Annotated in this window: 19 protein-coding genes and 1 pseudogene; 7 read left to right on the top strand and 13 right to left on the bottom strand. The window is 71.6% G+C overall.

Translation table 11 applies throughout. From position 1 onward, the window contains the following. The first annotated feature begins 34 nt into the window (after window positions 1-34). From tpiA to VGD85_RS09610, 3 genes are read left to right on the top strand one after another with little or no spacing between them, the layout of a single operon-like run. Window positions 35-829, top strand: a complete 795-nt coding sequence (tpiA, locus tag VGD85_RS09600) for a triose-phosphate isomerase (protein WP_331063230.1) — start codon at window positions 35-37, stop codon at window positions 827-829. A 31-nt stretch (window positions 830-860) separates the two neighbouring features. Next, the gene (gene secG, locus VGD85_RS09605) at window positions 861-1,091 is read left to right on the top strand and encodes a preprotein translocase subunit SecG (RefSeq protein ID WP_331063231.1); all 231 of its coding nucleotides are present in this window, start codon (window positions 861-863) and stop codon (window positions 1,089-1,091) included. Between the two features lie 24 nt (window positions 1,092-1,115). Continuing rightward, entirely contained in the window at window positions 1,116-1,475 is a 360-nt protein-coding gene (locus VGD85_RS09610; protein ID WP_331063232.1) for an RNA polymerase-binding protein RbpA, read from the top strand. Window positions 1,476-1,568: 93 nt separating this feature from the next. Here VGD85_RS09610 and VGD85_RS09615 read toward each other — a convergent pair whose 3' ends face one another. The 7 genes from VGD85_RS09615 to tkt all read right to left on the bottom strand — a co-directional run bounded on the left by VGD85_RS09615 (window position 1,569) and on the right by tkt (window position 10,811). After that, window positions 1,569-2,531, bottom strand: coding sequence for a type IV toxin-antitoxin system AbiEi family antitoxin domain-containing protein (locus tag VGD85_RS09615; protein ID WP_331063233.1), 963 nt, complete (start codon window positions 2,529-2,531; stop codon window positions 1,569-1,571). A gap of 150 nt (window positions 2,532-2,681) precedes the next feature. Continuing rightward, window positions 2,682-3,410 (bottom strand): 6-phosphogluconolactonase, encoded by a 729-nt coding sequence (gene pgl, locus VGD85_RS09620; RefSeq protein WP_331063234.1) that lies wholly within the window; start codon window positions 3,408-3,410, stop codon window positions 2,682-2,684. Further along, window positions 3,407-4,318, bottom strand: coding sequence for a glucose-6-phosphate dehydrogenase assembly protein OpcA (locus tag VGD85_RS09625; RefSeq protein ID WP_331063235.1), 912 nt, complete (start codon window positions 4,316-4,318; stop codon window positions 3,407-3,409). Before VGD85_RS09625 ends, pgl begins: the two co-directional genes overlap by 4 nt. After that, window positions 4,315-5,865: a glucose-6-phosphate dehydrogenase gene (gene zwf / locus VGD85_RS09630; protein ID WP_331063236.1), complete on the bottom strand. Its 1,551-nt coding sequence runs from the start codon at window positions 5,863-5,865 to the stop codon at window positions 4,315-4,317. The genes VGD85_RS09625 and zwf overlap by 4 nt, the downstream gene beginning before the upstream one ends. After that, window positions 5,862-7,529 (bottom strand): glucose-6-phosphate isomerase, encoded by a 1,668-nt coding sequence (locus VGD85_RS09635; protein WP_331063237.1) that lies wholly within the window; start codon window positions 7,527-7,529, stop codon window positions 5,862-5,864. Before VGD85_RS09635 ends, zwf begins: the two co-directional genes overlap by 4 nt. Continuing rightward, window positions 7,526-8,632: a transaldolase gene (gene tal / locus VGD85_RS09640; RefSeq protein WP_331063238.1), complete on the bottom strand. Its 1,107-nt coding sequence runs from the start codon at window positions 8,630-8,632 to the stop codon at window positions 7,526-7,528. Before tal ends, VGD85_RS09635 begins: the two co-directional genes overlap by 4 nt. A gap of 61 nt (window positions 8,633-8,693) precedes the next feature. Beyond that, a complete protein-coding gene (gene tkt / locus VGD85_RS09645) occupies window positions 8,694-10,811 on the bottom strand; it encodes a transketolase (protein WP_331063239.1) in 2,118 nt (705 codons plus the stop codon). Window positions 10,812-10,933: 122 nt separating this feature from the next. Between tkt and VGD85_RS09650 the strand changes: the two genes are divergently transcribed. Further along, window positions 10,934-11,878, top strand: coding sequence for a heme o synthase (locus VGD85_RS09650; protein ID WP_331063240.1), 945 nt, complete (start codon window positions 10,934-10,936; stop codon window positions 11,876-11,878). 214 nt (window positions 11,879-12,092) lie between these two features. Here the strand turns inward: VGD85_RS09650 and VGD85_RS09655 are convergent, their stop codons facing one another. The 6 genes from VGD85_RS09655 to VGD85_RS09680 all read right to left on the bottom strand — a co-directional run bounded on the left by VGD85_RS09655 (window position 12,093) and on the right by VGD85_RS09680 (window position 17,226). Next, window positions 12,093-13,001: a COX15/CtaA family protein gene (locus VGD85_RS09655; RefSeq protein WP_331063241.1), complete on the bottom strand. Its 909-nt coding sequence runs from the start codon at window positions 12,999-13,001 to the stop codon at window positions 12,093-12,095. Continuing rightward, window positions 13,001-13,786, bottom strand: a complete 786-nt coding sequence (locus VGD85_RS09660; protein ID WP_331063242.1) for an ABC transporter permease — start codon at window positions 13,784-13,786, stop codon at window positions 13,001-13,003. The genes VGD85_RS09655 and VGD85_RS09660 overlap by 1 nt, the downstream gene beginning before the upstream one ends. Then, window positions 13,783-14,676, bottom strand: a complete 894-nt coding sequence (locus tag VGD85_RS09665; protein ID WP_331063247.1) for an ABC transporter ATP-binding protein — start codon at window positions 14,674-14,676, stop codon at window positions 13,783-13,785. Before VGD85_RS09665 ends, VGD85_RS09660 begins: the two co-directional genes overlap by 4 nt. Window positions 14,677-14,769: 93 nt before the next feature. Beyond that, window positions 14,770-15,429, bottom strand: coding sequence for a hypothetical protein (locus VGD85_RS09670; protein WP_331063243.1), 660 nt, complete (start codon window positions 15,427-15,429; stop codon window positions 14,770-14,772). Further along, window positions 15,426-16,190 carry a phosphatase PAP2 family protein gene (locus VGD85_RS09675; RefSeq protein WP_331063248.1) on the bottom strand — a complete coding sequence of 255 codons (765 nt, stop codon included), beginning with the start codon at window positions 16,188-16,190 and terminating at the stop codon, window positions 15,426-15,428. Before VGD85_RS09675 ends, VGD85_RS09670 begins: the two co-directional genes overlap by 4 nt. 160 nt (window positions 16,191-16,350) lie before the next feature. Next, a complete protein-coding gene (locus VGD85_RS09680; protein WP_331063244.1) occupies window positions 16,351-17,226 on the bottom strand; it encodes a lysylphosphatidylglycerol synthase domain-containing protein in 876 nt (291 codons plus the stop codon). Between the two features lie 155 nt (window positions 17,227-17,381). Between VGD85_RS09680 and VGD85_RS09685 the strand changes: the two genes are divergently transcribed. The 3 genes and pseudogenes from VGD85_RS09685 to VGD85_RS09695 form a co-directional block, all read left to right on the top strand. Then, window positions 17,382-18,104: a helix-turn-helix transcriptional regulator gene (locus VGD85_RS09685; RefSeq protein ID WP_331063245.1), complete on the top strand. Its 723-nt coding sequence runs from the start codon at window positions 17,382-17,384 to the stop codon at window positions 18,102-18,104. Next, the gene (sufB, locus tag VGD85_RS09690; protein WP_331063246.1) at window positions 18,101-19,519 is read left to right on the top strand and encodes a Fe-S cluster assembly protein SufB; all 1,419 of its coding nucleotides are present in this window, start codon (window positions 18,101-18,103) and stop codon (window positions 19,517-19,519) included. The genes VGD85_RS09685 and sufB overlap by 4 nt, the downstream gene beginning before the upstream one ends. 212 nt (window positions 19,520-19,731) lie before the next feature. After that, window positions 19,732-20,137 (top strand): annotated as a pseudogene (locus VGD85_RS09695) (Fe-S cluster assembly protein SufD); the annotation flags it as partial.

Genomic DNA, 20,137 nt, shown 5'->3' on the forward strand with positions numbered 1-20,137 from the left:
CCCCTACTCGCACTCTCGACACCCTGAGGACGTCATGGCCAACACTCGCACCCCGCTGATGGCGGGCAACTGGAAGATGAACCTGAACCACCAGGAGGCGGTGGTGCTGGTCCAGAAGCTCGCCTGGACGCTGTCGGACAAGCGGCACGACTACAAGCGTGCCGAGGTCGTCGTCGTCCCGCCGTTCACCGACCTGCGGTCCGTCCAGACGCTCGTGGACGGCGACCGGCTTCTGGTGAAGTACGGCGCTCAGGACGTCTCGACGCACGACTCCGGCGCCTACACGGGCGAGATCTCCGCCGGCATGCTGGCCAAGGTCGGTTGCTCCTACGTGGTCGTCGGCCACAGCGAGCGCCGCGAGTACCACGCCGAGACCGACGAGGTCGTGAACGCCAAGGCGCACAAGGCCCTCGACGCGGGCATGGTCCCGATCGTGTGCGTGGGCGAGGGCCTCGAGGTCCGCCAGGCGCAGCAGCACGTCGCACACTGCCTCACGCAGGTCGACGGCTCGTTGGCCGGTTTCACCGCCGAGCAGGTCGCCGGTCTCGTCGTCGCCTATGAGCCGGTCTGGGCCATCGGGACCTGCGAGGTCGCCACCCCCGAGGACGCCCAGGAGGTCTGCGCCGCCATCCGCGAGCGGATCCGTGAGGTCCACGGTGACGCCGCGGCCGACGGCGTACGCGTCCTGTACGGCGGCTCGGTGAAGGCGGCCAACGTCGCCGGCATCATGGCCAAGGACGACGTCGACGGCTGCCTCGTGGGCGGCGCGAGCCTGCAGGTGGACGAGTTCGGCGGCATCTGCCGCTTCTACTCCATGCCGGTCCTCTGATCTGCGCGACTCTGTCGTAGGCTTGTCGACCGTGACCCTGCTCTTCACCATCGTGCTCATGATCTCGAGCGGCCTGATGATCCTGCTCGTGCTGCTCCACAAGGGCCGCGGTGGCGGTCTCTCGGACATGTTCGGCGGTGGCGTCTCCAGCTCCCTGGGCGGCTCGTCCGTGGCGGAGCGGAACCTCGATCGACTTACGATCGGGATCGGCGTCATCTGGTTTGCCTGTGTGGTGGCCCTCGGGCTCCTGCTCGCCTACTGAGAACTCGAGGAAGGGATCCGTTCCGTGGCTGGTGGAGGAAACGCTATTCGCGGGAGCCGGGTGGGGGCCGGCCCGATGGGCGAGGCGGAGCGCGGCGAGGCTGCGCCGCGTCAGGCCGTGACGTACTTCTGCGCCCATGAGCACCGCTCGGTGGTGACGTTCTCGGTCGAGGCGCAGGTGCCGGACTCCTGGGACTGCCCCAAGTGTGGCCTGCCGGCCAGCATGGACTCGGACAACCCGCCCCCGGCGCCGAAGATCGAGCCGTACAAGACCCACCTGGCGTACGTGAAGGAGCGACGTTCCGACCAGGAGGCGGCCGACATCCTCGACGAGGCCCTGCAGCTGCTGCGCTCGCGCCGCAAGTCCGGCGACATCATCTTCTAGCAGCAGTGCCGAGTCGGCGCTTGTGCAGATGTCAGGGCTGCCGAGTCGGCGCCAATGCAGGCCGACGGCGTGCCGAGTCGGCGCTTGTGCAGGTCAGCTGAGCCGCAACCCACGCCGAGCCCGCGCCTCGCGAGCCGTCCCCCGGATGACTGCGTCACACGCTCGTTGACGGCCGAACACGTCCTCCTTGCCGAAGGCAGGGATCAGCCAGCCGTCGTCGACGAGTTCGCCTCGCCGTTTGCGGTCGTGCGCGATCTGCTCGGGCGTGCTGTGCCACTCGTCCCCGTCGTACTCGAAGCCGGAGAGGAGCTTCTCGTCGGCCAGATCCAGCCGTGCGGCCAGCCGGCCGTCGCGGAAGACCTCGACCTGCGGCTCGACGTGAACGTGCGCCTCGATGCAGCGCAGCCGGAGCACCGACTCGCCGGGAGACTCGCTGCGTCCGTCGCCGAGTGGCGCGATCGCCCGCAGAGTGGTGACCCAGCGCATGCCCCGGAAGCGCTCGATGCCCTCCAGGAACTCCTCGCGGCTGAACGCGTTCAGGCGCAGCATCGCGTCGATCCCTGAGATCGCGTCGTCGGTCCACCGCACCCGGCCGAGGTCCCAGGCCGTCCGGATCGGCGTGGTCACGCGGATGCCGCCGATCTCGGTGATGTCGTCAGGAGTCAGGTTCCGCTCCCCGCTGTCGGTGAGGTCGTTGCGGAGACGACCATTGCCGGAGGGGCGGAAGACGGAGAGCGGCCGTAGCTCGAGATGCTCGCCCGGCCTCAGGACCATCTCGGCGCCGAGGAGCCACCCGGCGTGACGATCGACCACGACGCAATCCTCCGGGATCACCAGCTTCAGGCAGGCGACTCGCAACTCTCGTGAGTCGCCTGCCTCGGTGGGGAGATAGACGCCCCGGATGGGGCGTCTAAGGAGGCCCTCGCCAGTGAGCCGAGCGAGTTCGTGACGCGTCAGCCCTGCTGCGATGGCCTGTTGGTGGGTGAACGGTTGGTCGGGCGGGAGGGGCAGCTCTCCGGCGACGCTGCGGGCCATGATCATGTTGGTGATGTCCATGGCAGCGCTATGCCCGCTGGGGGCAGTCCGCCACCCCACGGCACCGTCGCCTGTGGATGACGACCGCCAGGGACGCTGACTCGGCATCCTGGGGGCTGCATTGGCGCCGACTCGGCACCCTGGCGGCCTGCATTGGCGCCGACTCGGCCCTCAGAGGTGGGAGGCGGCCGGGCGGTCGAGGAACCAGATGGTCTCCTCGTGGCCGGAGACGCCGGTGGCGGGGATCTCGTGGACGTCGGCGCCGCCGAGGGCCCGCGCCACGGCCTCGGCCTTGCCGTCGCCGCTGACCAGGAACCACACCGACCGGGCCCGGTTGAGCGCGGGGAACGTCAGGGTGATCCGCTCCGGTGGAGGCTTGGGCGAGCCGGTGACACCGACCGCGATCCGGTCGGTCACGTCGAGCTGGGCGAAGCCCGGGAACAGCGACGCGATGTGGCCGTCCGGTCCGATGCCGAGCATCACCACGTCGAACTCCCCGCTGCCGTGCTCGCGCAGCGTCGCGGCGTACGCCGTCGCCGCGGCGTCGACGTCCGCGGCATCGGCCGTGGACGGCATCTCGTGCACGTTCGCCGGGTCGACCCCGACGGCGTCGAGGAACGCCGCGTGCGCCTGGCCGGCGTTGCGGTCGGGGGAGTCTGGAGCGACGAACCGCTCGTCGCCCCACCACACGACCACCTCGGACCAGTCCACGTCCGAGCCCGGAGCCAGCCGCGCGACCTCGCGGTGGACCTCCTCGGCGATGGTGCCGCCCGTGAGGGCGATCTGCGGCCGGCCGCCGGCGGCCTGGGCGTCGGCGAGTCGGCTGAGGAGCTCACCGGCCACCGCGGTCGCGAGGGCGCCGGCGTCGGGATGGACCTCGACCCGCGGGACCGCGGTCACGACCGGCTCTCCCGCTTCACCAGCGCTCGCGCGGTCTCGGCGTAGACGTCGTCCTCGTCGAGTCGCCGCAGCTCCTCCGCGAGCAGCTCGGGCAGGTCCCGGCGCTTGAGCGCGACCGGACGGTCGGGCCGGTTGGGCGAGGAGAACGTCGCGAGCTTGCCGTCGGTGCGCGTGATCCGGATCGGACCCTCGCGCGTCTCCAGCACCACCTCGGTGATCCCGGGCCCCTCGGAGCTGGACCGGGCGACGTCGACCTTCAGCCGGTCGGCGAGCCACGCCGCGAGCAGGTCCGCACTCGGGCTGATCCGCTCCGCGGTCACGGACGCGCCGGTGACCTTCAGAGGCTGCTGGTCGAGCGCCGCGGCGAGCAGCGCACGCCAGGGCGTGATCCGGGTCCAGGCGAGGTCGGTGTTGCCCTTCGTGTACGCCGCGCACTGCTGCCGGATCGCCTTCGTCCGGGCCCGCGACGCGGCCGCGGCGTCGGTGATGCGCCGTTGGGCGAGCCGGCCGAGCGGGTCCGCGGCGGGGTCGTCGGGCGGGTGGCACGGCCACCACACGGCGACGGGGGAGTCGGGGAGCAGCAGCGGCAGCACGACCGACTCGGGATGTTTGACGACCTCGCCCTGGAGCCGGATCAGCGCGGTCTCGCCGGTCCAGCCCGAACCGATGCCGACCTGGGCGTTGACCTGGGCCGCGCCGCGGGCACTGCCGAGGATCACGCCGAGCACCCGGGCCGGGTGCTCGTGCGAGGCCGCCTGGGCGGCCGACATCGCATGCTCGGCCTGGTCCTCGTTGACGACGATGACCAGCGTCATCACCATGCCCATGGCGGGGCTGCCAGCGCGGGTGCGCGCCCGGAGGAACTCCGCGGCGATGCCGGAGGAGTTGGTGTCCACCAGTTCGATCATGGCCGCCTCCAGACTCGTCCATCGCGCGCGATCATCGCGTCCGCGGAGGCCGGTCCCCAGCCACCGGACTCGTACGGCTCAGGTCTGCTCTTGCCCTGCGCGTCCTGCCGTGCCCAGTGCTCGAGGATCGGATCGAGGATCTTCCATGACAGCTCGACCTCCTCGTGCCGGGGGAACAGCGGCGGGTCGCCGAGGAGTACGTCGAGGATCAGCCGCTCGTAGGCCTCCGGGGAGGACTCGGTGAACGCGCCGCCGTAGACGAAGTCCATGTTGACGTCCCGGATCTCCATCTGGGTCCCGGGGACCTTCGAGCCGAAGCGCATCGTCACGCCCTCATCCGGCTGCACCCGGATGACCAGGGCGTTCTGGGTCAGCTCCTCGGTCGACGACGCCGCGAACGGCAGGTGTGGTGCCCTCTTGAACACCACCGCGACCTCGGTGACCCGGCGGCCGAGCCGCTTGCCGGTGCGCAGGTAGAACGGCACGCCCGCCCACCGCCGGGTGTCGACGTCGAGCCGGACCGCGGCGTACGTCTCGGTGGTGGAGGTGCGCTTGATCCCGTCCTCCTCCAAGAACCCCTTCACCTCCTCGCCGCCGGCCCACCCCGCGGCGTACTGCCCGCGCGCGGTGGTCAGGTCGAGGCGGCGGGGGAGCACCACGCTGGAGAGCACCTTCTGCTTCTCGATCCGCAGGCTCTCGGCGTCGAAGGACGTCGGCTCCTCCATCGCCACGAGGGCCATCAGCTGCAGGAGATGGTTCTGGATGACGTCGCGCGCGGCTCCGATGCCGTCGTAGTAGCCGGCCCGGCCACCGATCCCGATGTCCTCGGCCATGGTGATCTGCACGTGGTCGACGTAGTTGGAGTTCCAGATCGGCTCGAACATCGCGTTGGCGAACCGCAGTGCGAGGATGTTCTGGACGGTCTCCTTGCCGAGGTAGTGGTCGATCCGGAAGATCGAGCCCGACGGGAACACCGAGTCCAGCACGGCGTTGAGCTGCCGCGCGGACTCGAGGTCGTGGCCGAACGGCTTCTCGACCACCACTCGCCGCCAGGAGTCCCCGCGGGGCTCGGTCAGGCCGTGCTCCTGGAGCTGTCCGACGACGTCGCCGAACAGGCCCGGGGGGATCGCGAGGTAGAACGCGTGGTTGCCGCCGGTGCCGCGCGCCTCGTCGAGCTCCTCGATCGTCCGGCGCAGCCGGTCGAAGGCCTGGTCGTCGTCGAAGTCGCCGGGCACGAAGCGGAAGCCCTCGGCGAGCTGGCTCCAGACCTCCTCGCGGAACTCGGTGCGGGCGTGGGCCTTGACCGAGTCGTGCACGATCTGGGCGAAGTCCTGGTCGGCCCAGTCGCGGCGGGCGAAGCCGGTGAGGCTGAATCCCGGCGGGAGCAACCCCCGGTTCGCGAGGTCGTAGATCGCGGGCATGATCTTCTTGCGCGACAGGTCACCCGTGACCCCGAACAGCACCATCCCGCTGGGCCCCGCGATGCGGGGCAGCCGCCGGTCCCTGGGATCGCGGAGCGGGTTGCTCCGCACCGGCGGCGGCGTCACCCGATCGCCCCTCGGACCGCGTCGAGCTCACCGGGCGAGGAGAGGTGCAACCGCAGCACCGGCCGCCCCTTCTCGGCCAGCACCCGTCCGTCGCCCACCGCCTGGGCGGTGAGGAACTCGTGGAAGGTGAACGGCCGGTCGGGTACGGCGAGGTCGGCCACGGGTTGGCCGGTCACCTGGAGGTAGACGCCGGTGGCGGGGCCACCCTTGTGGTACTGGCCGGTCGAGTGCAGGAAGCGCGGTCCCCAGCCGAACGTCACCGGCCGGCCCGTGCGCGTCGCGAGGACGTCACGCACCTGCGCCAACCGGGCGTCGCGGTGCCGGTCGAGATAGGCCTGGACCGCGACATAGCCGCGCTCGCCGTCGAGCCGCGCGAGCAGCGCCTCGATCGCGCCGACCACCGTCGACGTGCCGTCGGGCAGCCAGCCGTCCGACGCGTAGACCGTGACCGCGCCGTCGGTGAACACCGGCTCGGGCGTGGCGCCGCCGCCGTCGAGCATCTCGCGGGCCGCGGCCTTCGCGCTCTCGACGTCGGGCTGGTCGAAGGGGTTGATGCCGATGATCCGGCCCGCGACCGCCGTGGCGTACTCCCACAGCAGCATCTGGGCGCCGAGGGAGGCGTCCACGGTGGCGCCCCAACCCGACGCGGGCTTGATCTGGTCGGCCCGCTGGGCATGGGCCGGCCCGAACGCGACGAGCACCTCGTCGGAGGTGCTGGGCGTGAAGTTCGGGGAGTCGAGGGAGTCGACGACCACGGGGAGGATGCCCTTGCCGTCCTTGCCGGTGGACTCGGCCACGAGCTGCTCGACCCAGTCGCCGAAGCCGACGTACGGCGCCCCCACGTTGGTGAGCGCCAGCTTGTCGGCGCCCGCGAGGTTGGCGACGCCGAGCAGCGCGCCCAGGCGCAGGCCCGGGTTGTCGACGCTGTCGGCCTCGAGCGCGGGGCGGATCGCCTCCGCCTGGTCGAGGAGCTCGGCGACGTTCGCGCCGGCCAGCCCGGCCGGCACGAGCCCGAACGCGGTGAGCGCGGAGTAGCGGCCGCCGACCTCCGGGTCGGCGAGGAACACGCGGTAGCCGGCCTCGCGGGCCGACTTCTCCAGCGGCGACCCGGGGTCGGTGACGACGACGATCCGGTTCGTCGCGTCGATGCCCGCGTCGGCGAACGCCTTCTCGAAGGCCCGGCGCTGGCTGTCGGTCTCGACGGTGCCACCGGACTTGCTCGAGACGACGACCGCGGTCTCCTCGAGCCGGTCCTCGATCGCGGCGCGGACGAAGTCGGGGTCGGAGGAGTCGAGGACGACCAGCTCGACCTCGTCGCACTGGCAGATCACCTCGGGGGCGAGCGAGGACCCGCCCATCCCGCAGAGCACCACCCGGTAGATCTCCTGCTCGCGCAGCTCGACCTCGAGCTCGGCGATGTCGCTGATCATCGACCGGGAGCTCTCCGAGAGGCCGACCCAGCCGAGCCTCTTGCCGGCCTCGTCCTCGGCGGCGGGGCCCCACAGCGTGTGGTCCCGCGCGGCCAGCCGGCTGGCGACCTTGTCCTCGACGAGTGCGCGGAGGGCAGCGACGTACGCCGCCTTGTCGCCGCAGCCGACGTGCAGCTCGTGGTGGTCGCCGCGGGCGATGTGCCAGCCCTCGGCGGGGACAGCGGTGTCGGTCATGCGGATGCCTTCTTCATCTGGGCGGACACGGTCTCGGTGAGCTCGGTCCAGGACTTCTTGAACTTGTCGACGCCCTCGGTCTCGAGGACGACGAGCACGTCGGCGAAGTCGACGCCGACCTCACCGAGGCGCTCGAGGATCGCGGCGCCTGCGCCGGCCCGGCCGGTCACGACGTCACCGAGGACCTCCCCGTGGTCGGCGAACGCGTCGAGGGTCTTCTCGGGCATCGTGTTCACGGTCTCGGCGACGACGAGGTCGCGGACGTACATCGTGTCGTCGTAGTCGGGGTTCTTGACCCCGGTGGAGGCCCACAGCGGCCGCTGCCGGTTGGCGCCCGCGGCCTCGAGGGCATGCCAGCGCTCCGAGCCGAACACCTCCTCGAAGGCGCCGTAGGCGACCAGGGCGTTGGCGACGGCCGCCTTGCCGCGCAGTGCGAGCGCGGTCTCCGAGCCGACCGCCTCGAGGCGCTTGTCGACCTCGGTGTCGACACGCGAGACGAAGAACGACGCCACGGAGTGGATCGCGCCGAGGTCGCGGCCGCCCTCCCGCGCCTGCTCGAGCCCGGTGAGGTAGGCGTCCATGACCTCGCGGTAGCGCTCCTCGCCGAAGATCAGCGTCACGTTGACGCTGATGCCCTCGGCGGTCGCGGCCGTGATCGCCGGCAGGCCCTCCTTCGTCGCGGGGATCTTGATGAGCGCGTTCGGCCGGTCGACGGCCGCCCAGAGCGCCCGTGCCGAGGCGATGGTCGCCTCGGTGTCGTTGGCCAGGTCGGGCTCGACCTCGATCGAGACCCGCCCGTCGGCGTGGTCGAGGTCGTACGCCGGCCGGAGGATGTCGCAGGCGTTGCGGACGTCCTCGGTGGTGAGCTCGAAGATCACTCGGTCGACCGGCTCGCCCTTCTCCACGAGCTGGGCGACCTGGTCGTCGTAGCGCTCGCCCTCGGCGATCGCGGCGGCGAAGATGGTCGGGTTGCTGGTGACGCCCACCACCGATCTGTCCGCCACGAGCTCGGCCAGGTTCCCGGACTCGACCCGCTCTCGGGAAAGGTCGTCGAGCCAGATCGAGACTCCGGCGTCGGTCAGTGCTCTCAGTCGGTCGCTCATGGTTCCTCCGATGTAGGTGGTCGGTGGTGCGCAGGGCGGTGGAGCCGGTGCCGCGGGTGGGTCAGCTGGTGCTGACCCGGATGCTGTCGCGGGCCGCGTCGGCGACGGCCTGGGCGGTGATGCCGTACTCCTGGTAGATCCGGGCGTAGTCGGCGGACGCGCCGTACGTCTCGATCGAGACGATCCGGCCGTGGTCCCCGACGACCTCGTGCCATCCCTGCGCGATGCCCGCCTCGACGGAGACCCGGGCCTTGACGATCGGCGGGATCACCGCCTCGCGGTAGGACTCGTGCTGCGCGGCGAACCACTCGCGGCACGGCATCGAGACCACCCGGGCGCGGATGCCGTCGGCGGCCAGCAGCTCGCGCGCCTCGACGGCGAGCTGGACCTCCGAGCCGGTGCCGATCAGCACGACGTCGGGCTGACCGCCGGCGCCGTCGAGGTCGGGCGCGTCGAGCAGGATGTAGCCGCCGCGGTGGACGTCGGCGGTGCCGGAGAAGCCGTCCTCATCGCGGGGGAACACCGGCACGTTCTGCCGGGTCAGGGCGAGCGCCGAGGGCCGGTCCGTGTGCTCCAGGACGGCCTTCCAGCACGCCGCGACCTCGTTGGCGTCGGCCGGCCGGATCACGTCGAGGCCGGGGATGGCGCGCAGCGCGGCGAGGTGCTCGATGGGCTGGTGGGTCGGGCCGTCCTCGCCGAGACCGATGGAGTCGTGGGTCCACACGTAGGTGACCGGCAGGCCCATCAGCGCGGCCAGCCGGACCGCGGGGCGCATGTAGTCGGAGAACGTCATGAACGTGCCGCCGAACACGCGGGTGCCGCTGTGCAGCGCGATGCCGTTCATGATCGAGCCCATGGCGTGCTCGCGGATGCCGAAGTGCAGCACCCGGCCGGCGTACGGGTCGCCCTGCCACATCTTGGAGGAGCGGTCGGCCGGCAGGAACGACGGCACCCCCTCGATCGTGGTGTTGTTGGACTCCGCGAGGTCGGCGGAGCCGCCCCACAGCTCGGGCACCCGCGGGGCGATCGCGTTGATGACCTGGCCGGAGGCCTTGCGGGTCGCGACACCCTTGGGGTCGGCCTCGAACACCGGCAGGTCGTCGGCCCAGCCCTCGGGGAGCTCGTGGTCGCGCAGCCGCATCAGCAGGTCGAAGCCTTCGGGGTTCTGCTCGCGCCACGCCGCGAAGCCCTCGTCCCAGGCGGCCCCGGCCGCCGCGCCGCGCTCGCCGAGCGCTCGGGTGTGCTCGAGGACTCCCGCCGGCACCTCGAAGGTCTGCTCGGGGTCGAAGCCGAGGACCTTCTTGGTCGCGGCCACCTCGTCGACGCCGAGCGCGGAGCCGTGGGACTTGCCGGTGCCCTGCAGGTTGGGGGCCGGCCAGGCGATGATCGTGCGCAGCTCGATGAAGCTGGGTCGGTCCGTGACCGCCTCGGCCGCGCGGAGCGCGTCGTAGAGCGCGTGCACGTCCTCGCGGTACTCCGTGCCGCCGTTGGTCCAGTCGACGACCTGGACGTGCCAGCCGTACGCCTCGTAGCGCGCGGCGACGTCCTCGCTGAGAGCGATGTTCGTGTCGTCCTCGATGGAGATCTTGTTGGCGTCGTAGATCAGGGTCAGGTTGCCCAGCCGCTGGGTGCCGGCGATCGAGGAGGCCTCGCCGCTGACCCCCTCCTCGATGTCGCCGTCGCTGCAGATCGCGTAGATGCGGTGGTCGAACGGCGAGGCGCCGTCGCCGGCGTCGGGGTCGAGCAGCCCGCGCAACCGGCGGGCGGCCATCGCCATGCCGACCGCGTTGCCGACGCCCTGGCCGAGTGGTCCGGTCGTGGTCTCGACGCCGGCCGTGTGCCGGTACTCGGGGTGTCCAGGAGTCTTGCTGCCCCAGGTGCGGAGCGCCTTGAGGTCGTCGAGCTCGAGGCCGAACCCGCCGAGGAACAGCTGCACGTACAGCGTGAGGGAGGAGTGGCCGGCCGAGAGCACGAACCGGTCGCGCGCGATCCAGCGCGGGTCGGCGGGGTCGTGGCGCATCACCTTCTGGAACAGCAGGTACGCCGCCGGCGCGAGGCTCATGGCCGTGCCGGGGTGCCCGTTGCCGACCTTCTGCACCGCGTCCATCGCGAGCACTCGGGCCGTGTCCACCGCCTTCTCGTCGAGGGCGGTCCAGTCGAGCGCAGCGGTGTCGGTCACAGGAATCCTTTCGGGGTCAGCGCCGAGGTCATCGGCCACACCTGAGCCTACTCACCCCTCGGGATAGACTCGCGGCAGTCCGGCTACCTGTCGGTACCCCTGTCCCCGCCCGAGGATCCCCTGTGACGTACGTCGGCCATTCGGCCTCTGCTGCCCAGCAGTCCGCGGCCGAGCGGGCGACCGTCAAGGACGTGCTGGCGGCCTACGTGGGGCTCACCAAGCCCCGGGTGATCGAGCTCCTGCTGCTCACGACCGTGCCGGTGATGTTCTTCGCCGACCGGGGGATCCCCGAGCTGTGGCTGGTGGTGGCGACGGTCGTCGGGGGTGCCTTCTCGGCCGGGTCCGCGTCGGTGTTCAACTGCGTCTACGACCGTGACATCGACGAGCAGATGCGTCGTACCCGCCGGCGGGCGCTGCCGCGCCACATCGTCTCACCGGCCGCCGCGCTGGTGTTCGGGTCGGTGCTCGGCGTGCTGTCGACGGTGATCCTCTACGTGTGGGTCAACCCGCTCTCCGCGCTGTTGTCGGTGGCCGCCAACGCGTTCTACGTCTTCGTCTACACGATGCTCCTCAAGCGCCGGACCACGCAGAACATCGTCTGGGGCGGCCTGGCCGGCTGCTTCCCGGCCCTCATCGGGTGGACGGCCGTGACGGGGTCGCTCTCGTGGGTGCCCGTCGTGCTGTTCGCGGTCGTGTTCTTCTGGACCCCGCCGCACACCTGGGCGCTGGCCCTGCGCTACCGCGAGGACTATGCGAACGTCGACGTCCCGATGCTGCCGGTCGTCGTCCCCGCCCGCGAGGTCGGCCGCCAGGTCGTGATCTACAGCTGGGTGATGGTCGCGACGTCGCTCCTGCTGTGGCCGGTCGCGGACACCGGGGCGTTCTACCCCGTCGCCGCGGGCGTGCTGGGGGCGTTCTTCCTGCTCGAGGCGCACCGGATGTGGGCCCGCTCGCGAGACACCGAGAGCCTGTCGGTGATCCAGCCGATGCGGTTGTTCCACTCCTCGAACCTCTACCTGTCCTTGCTGTTCGTCGCGGTCGCGCTCGACCCGCTGATCTCGCGCTGACCCGCCGAAGCCGACCCGACCATTCGTCCCGGGCCGGGACTAACTCGTCGAAGAATTGTCGTGCGCGGGCGCAACCTCCCCGGGCGCCGCGACGTCTGAGAGGTGACGGCGGCCGGCCCGTCCACGGGGGTACGGGCGGCCGCTGTCGATTCGTTCCCGGGAGTCGCGGGCAGCCGGCGCCGTCCGATCCTCATCGGGCTCGGCGCCCGCGGCGTCACGCGGCGCGGGCCAGCGCGAGCTGCTCCCGGGGTTCGCGCACCCTCACGAGCGCCCAGGTGACGGCCGCCGAGGTGAGGGCGGAGCCGAGCATGTGGAACCCGACCAGCACCACCGGCAGGTCGGTGAAGTACTGCACGAACCCGATCGCACCCTGGCCGACCTCGATGGCGAGCAGGAGGAGGATCACCCTCCTGGTCGAGGCCGGCGCTCCCGTCGCGACGGCGGCGAACAGCAGGCCGACGGTCAGGCCGACGAACAAGAACACCAGGTCCGCGTGGAGCTGGCTCATCTGGAGCGCGGAGAGACCGTTGCGCTTGGAGGCCGAGTCGCCCGCGTGCGGGCCGGAGCCGGTCACGACCGTGCCCACGTAGAACACCGCCCAGGCGGCGCCGAACGTGGTCCAGGCGAGCCCGAGCAACGCGCCCCGAGGCGGTACGGCGGGACCGAGCCGGTCGAGGCGTTCGAGGAACAGCACCGCCAGGCCGACGATCGCCATCGAGAGCAGCATGTGCAGCGACACGACCCACGGGTTGAGGTCGGTGAGCACCGTGACCCCGCCGATCACGGCCTGGGCGGGGATGCCCAGGGCCATGACCAGAGCGATCCGACGCAGGTCGCGCCGCCCGGTCTGCCAGGCGGCCACGAACGTGCCGACCGCCACCACCACCAGCACCCAGGTGAGCATCCTGTTGCCGAACTCGATGATCGAGTGGACGTCGTACGCGCCGTGCGGCGTCAGCGACTCCTCGGTGCAGCGCGGCCAGGTCGGGCACCCCAGGCCGGAGCCGGTCAGCCGCACGACGCCGCCGGTGACCACGAGCATGCCGTTGGCCACCAGCGAGGCCCAGCCCCAGCCCCGCACCCAGTCGTCGAGGTGCCGCAGCCGGTCGATGAGTCGGTCCATCACTCCCACTTGAAGGTCCGGGCGGTCAGGGCGGTGCCGACCACCGCCCACGCGAGCAGCACGACCAGGTCGGTCCAGGCCGTCGAGCCGTCGATGAGCGCGTCGCGCATGGCGTCGCCGAGGGCGCCCGACGGCAGCCAGCGCACCACGTCGCCGAAGGCGCCGTACGCCGAGGCCGGCAGCACGACCGCACCGCCCGCCATCAGCAGCAGGTAGACGAGGTTGGCGGCGGCGAGGGTGGCCTCGGCGCGCAGCACCCCGGAGATGAACAGTCCGAGCGAGGCGAACGCGGCGGTGCCGAGCACCAGCGCCAGGATCGCGCCGAGCACGCCGGCTCGCGGATCCCAGTCCAGCGCCAGCGCGACCAGGGAGATCACCAGCACCTGGAGCACCTCGATCAGCAGCAGGCCGCCGATCTTGCCGGCCAGCAGCCCGGACCGCGGCAGGGGCGAGGACCCGAGTCGCTTGATCACGCCGTACCGGCGCTCGAATCCCGTCGCGATCGCCAGGGACGTGAACGCGGTCGACATGATCGCGAGCGCCAGCACCCCGGGGGCGAAGACGTCGACCGCGGCGTGCTCGAGGTCGAGGCCCACCCGGTCGGCCCCGGCCACGCCGCCGACGAGCACGATGACCGGGATCACCACGGCCAGCAGCAGCTGCTCGCCGTTGCGGAGCATCAGCCGCGACTCCATCGCGGCCTGCGCCAGCACCTGCCGGTGCAGGGGAGCCGCGCCCGGCCGGGGTGCGAACGTGCCGCCCGTGCGGTCGGTCGACGCGCTCACGACAGGTCCCGACCGGTGAGCTGGAGGAACACGTCCTCCAGGTTGCGCTGACCCAGCGTGAGCGACTCCGGAAGCACCTCGTTCTCCTCGCACCAGCGCGACACCTTCGCCAGCGTCGAGGCGTCGGCCGGGCCGGTGACCATCAGGCTGAGCGCGTCGAGCTGGTGGACCTCCGTGTGCTCGCCGAGCACGCGGGCGAGGGAGTCCGGCGACCCGGGCGGGAACGGCCGGGTCACCACCAGCCGGATCGTCGCGTGGGTGCCGCCCCGGGTGAGCTCCAGCGGCGTGCCGGACGCGATCATCCGGCCGTGGTCGATGATGTGGATGCGGTCGGCGAGCCGCTCGGCCTCGTCCATGTAGTGGGTGGTCAGCACGACGGTCACGCCGTCGCCGCGCAGCTCCTCGAGCAGCTCCCAGGTGGTCCGGCGGGCCTGGGGATCCATGCCGGCGGTGGGCTCGTCGACGAACACGATCTCCGGGCGGCCGACCAGCGCCATCGCGAGACCGAGGCGCTGCTGCTGGCCACCGGAGAGGCGGCGGTACGGCGTCTTGCCGCAGTCGGCCAGCCCGAGCCGGTCGGAGAGCAGGTCGGTGTCGAGCGGGTGCGCGTGCAGCCGGGCGACGTGGTCGAGCATCTCGCGGGCACGCACGCCGCTCCACGCACCCCCGCCCTGCAGCATCACGCCGATCCGGGGGAGCAGGGCCGCCCGGTCGCGGACCGGGTCGAGGCCGAGCACGCGCACGCTGCCTGCCTGGGGCTTGCGGTAGCCCTCGCAGGTCTCGAGGGTCGTGGTCTTGCCGGCGCCGTTGGGACCGAGCACCGCGGTGATCGTGTGGCGCTCCACGCTCAGCGAAAGGCCGTCGACGGCCACCTTGTCGCCGTAGCGCATCTCCAGGCCGTCGACCGAGACCGCGGGGACGGCTGGGTCGGGCGCGCGCACCGGGCCAGTGTAGGGAGCGCCCGGTGCCGACGCCTCGACGGGTCAGCCGCTGCGACGGCGGACCTCCGCGAGGATCTCGGGCTCGTTGCTGATCACGCCGTTGACACCCCGGTCGACCACCCGGTCGAGCCAGCCGACGTCGTCGATCGGCCAGGTCATCACGACCTCGACGCGACGCCGCAGCCGCGAGACGGTAGCGGCGTCCAGCAGGGAGCGGTGCACGGACACGCCGTACGGCGCCGGTCGTTCGGTCCGCTCGAGCCGCCGGAGCAGGGCCGCGAGCTCGGCGCGATTGCGCGCCGAGAGCACCGGGCGGACGTAGTCGAGCACCCCGACCGCCTCGACCGCGGGCCAGTGCCGTCCGCAGGCGAGGATCGGGTGCCGGTCGGCCCGGGCGTGCAGCAGCTCGGCGACCGCTCGTCCGGTCGCCGCGGTGCGCCCCTTGAGGTCGAGCATGAACAGCGACCCGCGCCGGTCGGCGTCGAGGAGCTCATCGAGTCCCAGGCGAGGCGCGGCGGCCGAGGCGAGCTCCCAGCGGTCCCAGAGGAACGGCAGCGGACCGGCCGTCTTGAGGTGCCGGACCTCGAGCCGGCCACGGTAGGCGTGCACGTCGCACTCGATGACGTCGACGCCGAGCAGGTTGGCCTCGTGCAGTCCGGCCAGCGAGTTGCCGGCCCGGTGCGCGATCGCGAGGAGGGTCATGCGGCCCGGCCGGTCTCGCGCGGGCCCGCGCTCCGGCCCCGTCGCCCTCGACGGCTCTCGAGGGCGACGGCCGCGGCGTACCCCACCATCGCGAGCATGAGGCCGGCGACGACGTCGACGACGTAGTGGTTGGCGGTCGCGACCACCGCGAACGCCATCAGCACCGGCAGCACGCAGCCGACCACGCGGACCCACAGGGCCCCGGCGGCGGTGACGATCGAGATGCCCACGAGGAGGTCCCAGCCCGCGTGCAGGCTCGGCATCGCGGCGTACTGGTTGACGAAGTTGGGCGGCTGCAGCACCCGGTAGGCATAGGAGCGCTCCGTGACCGTGTCGACCAGGTGGGGATCCACCAGGCGGGGTGGCGCCACCGGGTAGGACATGAAGATCAGCAGCCCGATGCCGCCCGAGACCAGCATCGCATCACGCAACCGGAGGAAGATCTCGCGGTGACGCCAGACCAGCCAGGCCATCGTGACCGCGATCACCGGCCAGTGGCCCCAGATGTAGATCCAGTTCGCGAGCGTGGAGAGGGCGTCGGAGTCGGCGACCGGGTCCTGGACGGTGGTCTCGACGTCGAGCCCGACCCGCTCCTCCAGGCGCAGGATGTCGTGGGCGTGGTCGACGGCCACGGACCGGCCGGAGGCCGTCAGCCCGCGCACCTGGAAGTAGAAGAAGACGCCGACCAGCACGACCGCGACCTGTCCCAGGACCCATCGCACGCGAGGGTGCCGGAGCACGGTCGTGCGCGGCATGAACATCACCCGGCCTCCTGCCTACGCTCGGGTGTCGGCGTCCGGGGGTGGCCCAGCTCCGATCATGCCGCGGCGCATTCGCCGCGTCGCGAGGCGAAGGTCCTGATCGCCCTCGGGGATGACCCTGGCCGGTCCCGGAGGACCGGCCTCGGGGAAGTCCCTGCCGTCAGGCGGGTACGGCGCTCGCCTCGCGCCGCCGGCCCAGCAGGCTGCTGCCGCCGAGGAGGAGCGCGGGCACCCAGGCCACGGCGGCCTTGATCGACACCGCGGCGGCGGCCGCACCGAGTGGGACGCCCGCCGCGACCAGGGCGACCACGAGCGCGCCGTCTCGCGGGCTCGCGCCGTTGGGGCCGGGCACGGCGCCCGCGAGCTGGCTGGCGCCGAACGCGCCGAGCACGGCCAGCGGAGAGACCGTGTGTCCGGTGGCTGCGATCGTGCCGACGAGCAGCGCCGCGATCGAGAGCTGGTAGCCGGCCGAGAGGACGAGCCCGTGGGCCAGCATGCGTGGCGGCGGCAGCGGGCGGCTGGGCAGGAGACCGGGCCGCACCCGGTGCAGCACGAGGACTGCCAGCACGGCGGCCAGGGACAGCCCGGCGACCGGGAGGATGAGCCCGATCGGCAGCGCCGTACCGGCGAACGCGACGAACGCCGCCAGGCCGAGGGCACCGACGAGTCGGTCGGTGCCGACGCTGAGGACCGCGTCGCCGCGGCCGAGCCCCGCCCCGGTCAGGCGCTTGAGCCGCCACAGGTCGGCGCCCACGTGCCCGGGGGTGAGCAGGCCGAGCAGCTCCGACTCGGCGTACGCGCGCAGGAACCAGCGGCGCGGCAGAACGGCGTCGGTGAGGGCGCGCCAGCGCAGCGCGCAGCACACGTACTTGCCGACGACCCAGGGCAGCAGACCTGCCAGGACCGGCCAGACGGAGACCTCCGGGAGCCGGGGGAGGGTCAGGACGGGGACGAGGACGCTGACCAGCACGCCGAGGACGAGCAGGGTGCGCGAGCCGAGGACGGTGCGGACGCGGGGACGGAGGCGGTCGAGCATGCGGATCGGCATAACCTTCGGATCGGCCGGTCGCCGCGTCGTTGCAGCGCGAATGCGATCCAGTGTCACCGATGCTCGCCGGATCCCCAAACGCCCCCGCAGGGTAAGGGTGCCCTTACTTGAACGGCCTCGGGCAATAACGGCACACTGGCGTTGTGGAATTCCACGAGGTCCCAGCTCCCACGGCGCCGGCCGGGCACGACCAGCCCACCCGCCAGCGGGTGGCCCGCTCGATCCTCGACAACGGACCCTCCACCGCCGCGGCGCTCGCCGAGCGCCTCGACCTGACGCCGGCGGCCGTGCGGCGCCACCTCGACCAGCTGGTCGAGGACGGCGCGGTCGAGGCGCGCGAACCCCGCAGCCTCGGCGGCCGTGGCCGCGGCCGGCCCGCCAAGCTGTTCGCGCTGACCGAGGCGGGCCGCGACGGCTTCGACCAGCAGTACGACGATCTCGCGGTCCAGGCACTGCGGTTCCTCTCCGAGACCGGCGGCACCGAGGCCGTCCGGGAGTTCGCGACGCGGCGCGCCTCGTTCATCGCGGACCGGTTCGCCCGGCTCGCGGCCGACCACCCCGACCTGAGCTCGGCCGAGGTGCTCGCCCGTGTCTTCACCGCCGAGGGGTACGCCGCCGCCGTGCGCGACGTGCCGGTCGGCGAGCAGCTGTGCCAGCAGCACTGCCCGGTCTCGCACGTCGCGCACGAGTTCCCGCAGCTGTGCGAGGCCGAGACCGAGGCGATCAGCAAGGTGCTCGGCCGGCACGTCCTGCGACTGGCGACCATCGCCCACGGCGACGGCGTCTGCACCACCTGCATCCCCGACCTTCCCGCAACCGCCGAGAAGCCCACGACCACCGAGAAGAAGGAGCACGTCAGCAGATGACCTCCATCGAAGAACTCAACCCGGAGCTCAAGGGCATCGGCCGCTACGACTTCGGCTGGGCCGACCCCGACGTCGCCGGCGCATCCGCGCAGCGCGGCCTCAACGAGGACGTCGTGCGCGACATCTCGGCGAAGAAGAACGAGCCGCAGTGGATGCTCGACCTGCGCCTGAAGGGCCTCAAGCTCTTCCACCGCAAGCCGATGCCGACCTGGGGCTCGGACCTGTCGACGATCGACTTCGACAACATCAAGTACTTCGTGCGGTCCAGCGAGAAGCAGGCGGCGACCTGGGAGGACCTGCCGGAGGACATCAAGAACACCTACGACCGGCTCGGCATCCCCGAGGCGGAGAAGCAGCGCCTGGTCGCCGGCGTCGCCGCGCAGTACGAGTCGGAGGTGGTCTACCACTCGATCCGCGAGGACCTCGAGTCGCAGGGCGTGATCTTCCTCGACACCGACACGGCGCTCAAGGAGCACCCGGAGCTGTTCCAGGAGTACTTCGGCACCGTGATCCCGGTCGGCGACAACAAGTTCGCCGCGCTCAACACCTCGGTGTGGTCGGGCGGCTCGTTCATCTACGTCCCGCCGGGCGTGCACGTGGACATCCCGCTGCAGGCCTACTTCCGGATCAACACCGAGAACATGGGGCAGTTCGAGCGGACGCTGATCATCGTCGACGAGGGCGCCTACGTGCACTACGTCGAGGGCTGCACCGCGCCGATCTACAGCTCGGACTCGCTGCACTCCGCCGTGGTCGAGATCGTGGTGAAGAAGGGCGGGCGCTGCCGCTACACGACCATCCAGAACTGGTCGAACAACGTCTACAACCTCGTCACCAAGCGCGCCACCTGCGAGGCCGGCGCGACCATGGAGTGGGTCGACGGCAACATCGGGTCCAAGGTGACCATGAAGTACCCCGCCGTCTACCTGATGGGCGAGCACGCCAAGGGCGAGACCCTCTCGATCGCGTTCGCGGGCGAGGGCCAGCACCAGGACGCCGGCGCCAAGATGGTGCACGCGGCGCCGCACACCTCCTCCTCGATCCTGTCGAAGTCGGTGGCCCGCGGCGGCGGCCGGACGTCCTACCGCGGCCTGATCCAGGTCAACGAGGGCGCCCACGGCTCGAAGTCGAACGTGCTCTGCGACGCGCTCCTGGTCGACCAGATCAGCCGCTCCGACACCTACCCCTACGTCGACATCCGCGAGGACGACGTCTCCATGGGCCACGAAGCGAGCGTCTCGAAGGTCTCCGACGACCAGCTCTTCTACCTGATGTCGCGCGGCATGGAGCAGGACGAGGCGATGGCGATGATCGTGCGCGGCTTCGTCGAGCCGATCGCCAAGGAGCTGCCGATGGAGTACGCCCTGGAGCTCAACCGGCTGATCGAGCTCCAAATGGAGGGGGCAGTGGGCTAGCGCGTCGTCGCTACGCTCCGCCGCGCTGGCCCCCTCTCTGTGACACGGGACGAGTGCCCCACGAATGTGGTTGCGGAGGGCGAGGACGTGCGAGGCCGCTGGCTCGGCAACTCGGATCGCTTACTCGAACTGTTCTGAAAGCTGGAAGCTGATAGATGACTGTGACTGATGTGGCACGCGAGAGCGTGTCGTCCGCCCTCGAGGTGGATCGGGTGGAGAGCCACCTGAACCCGCCCGCGTCCTACGACCTCGAGGACCACCCGGTCCCGAGCGGTCGCGAGGAGATCTGGCGGTTCACGCCGCTCAAGCGGCTGCGCGGGATCCTCGACGGCGCGGCGTCCGAGGCGCACCTGACCTGGGAGACCACGGTGCCCGACGGGGTCACCCTGCGCGAGGTGGCGGCGGAGGAGGTCCTGGCGCTCGGGGAGCTCGCCCCCAACGACCGCCCGTCGGCCCTGGCCGCCGCCAATGCCGGCCGGGCGATGCTGCTGGAGGTGCCCGCCGAGGCGGCGATCCCCGATCCGGTCGTGCTGCACCTGCACGGCGAGTCCGTCGAGGACCTGGTCTGGGGTCGGCTGCTGGTCCGGGTCGGCGCCAACGCCGACGTGACGATCGTGG

Origin of the sequence: Nocardioides sp., assembly GCF_036401255.1 — a bacterium.
GTDB lineage: Bacteria > Actinomycetota > Actinomycetes > Propionibacteriales > Nocardioidaceae > Nocardioides.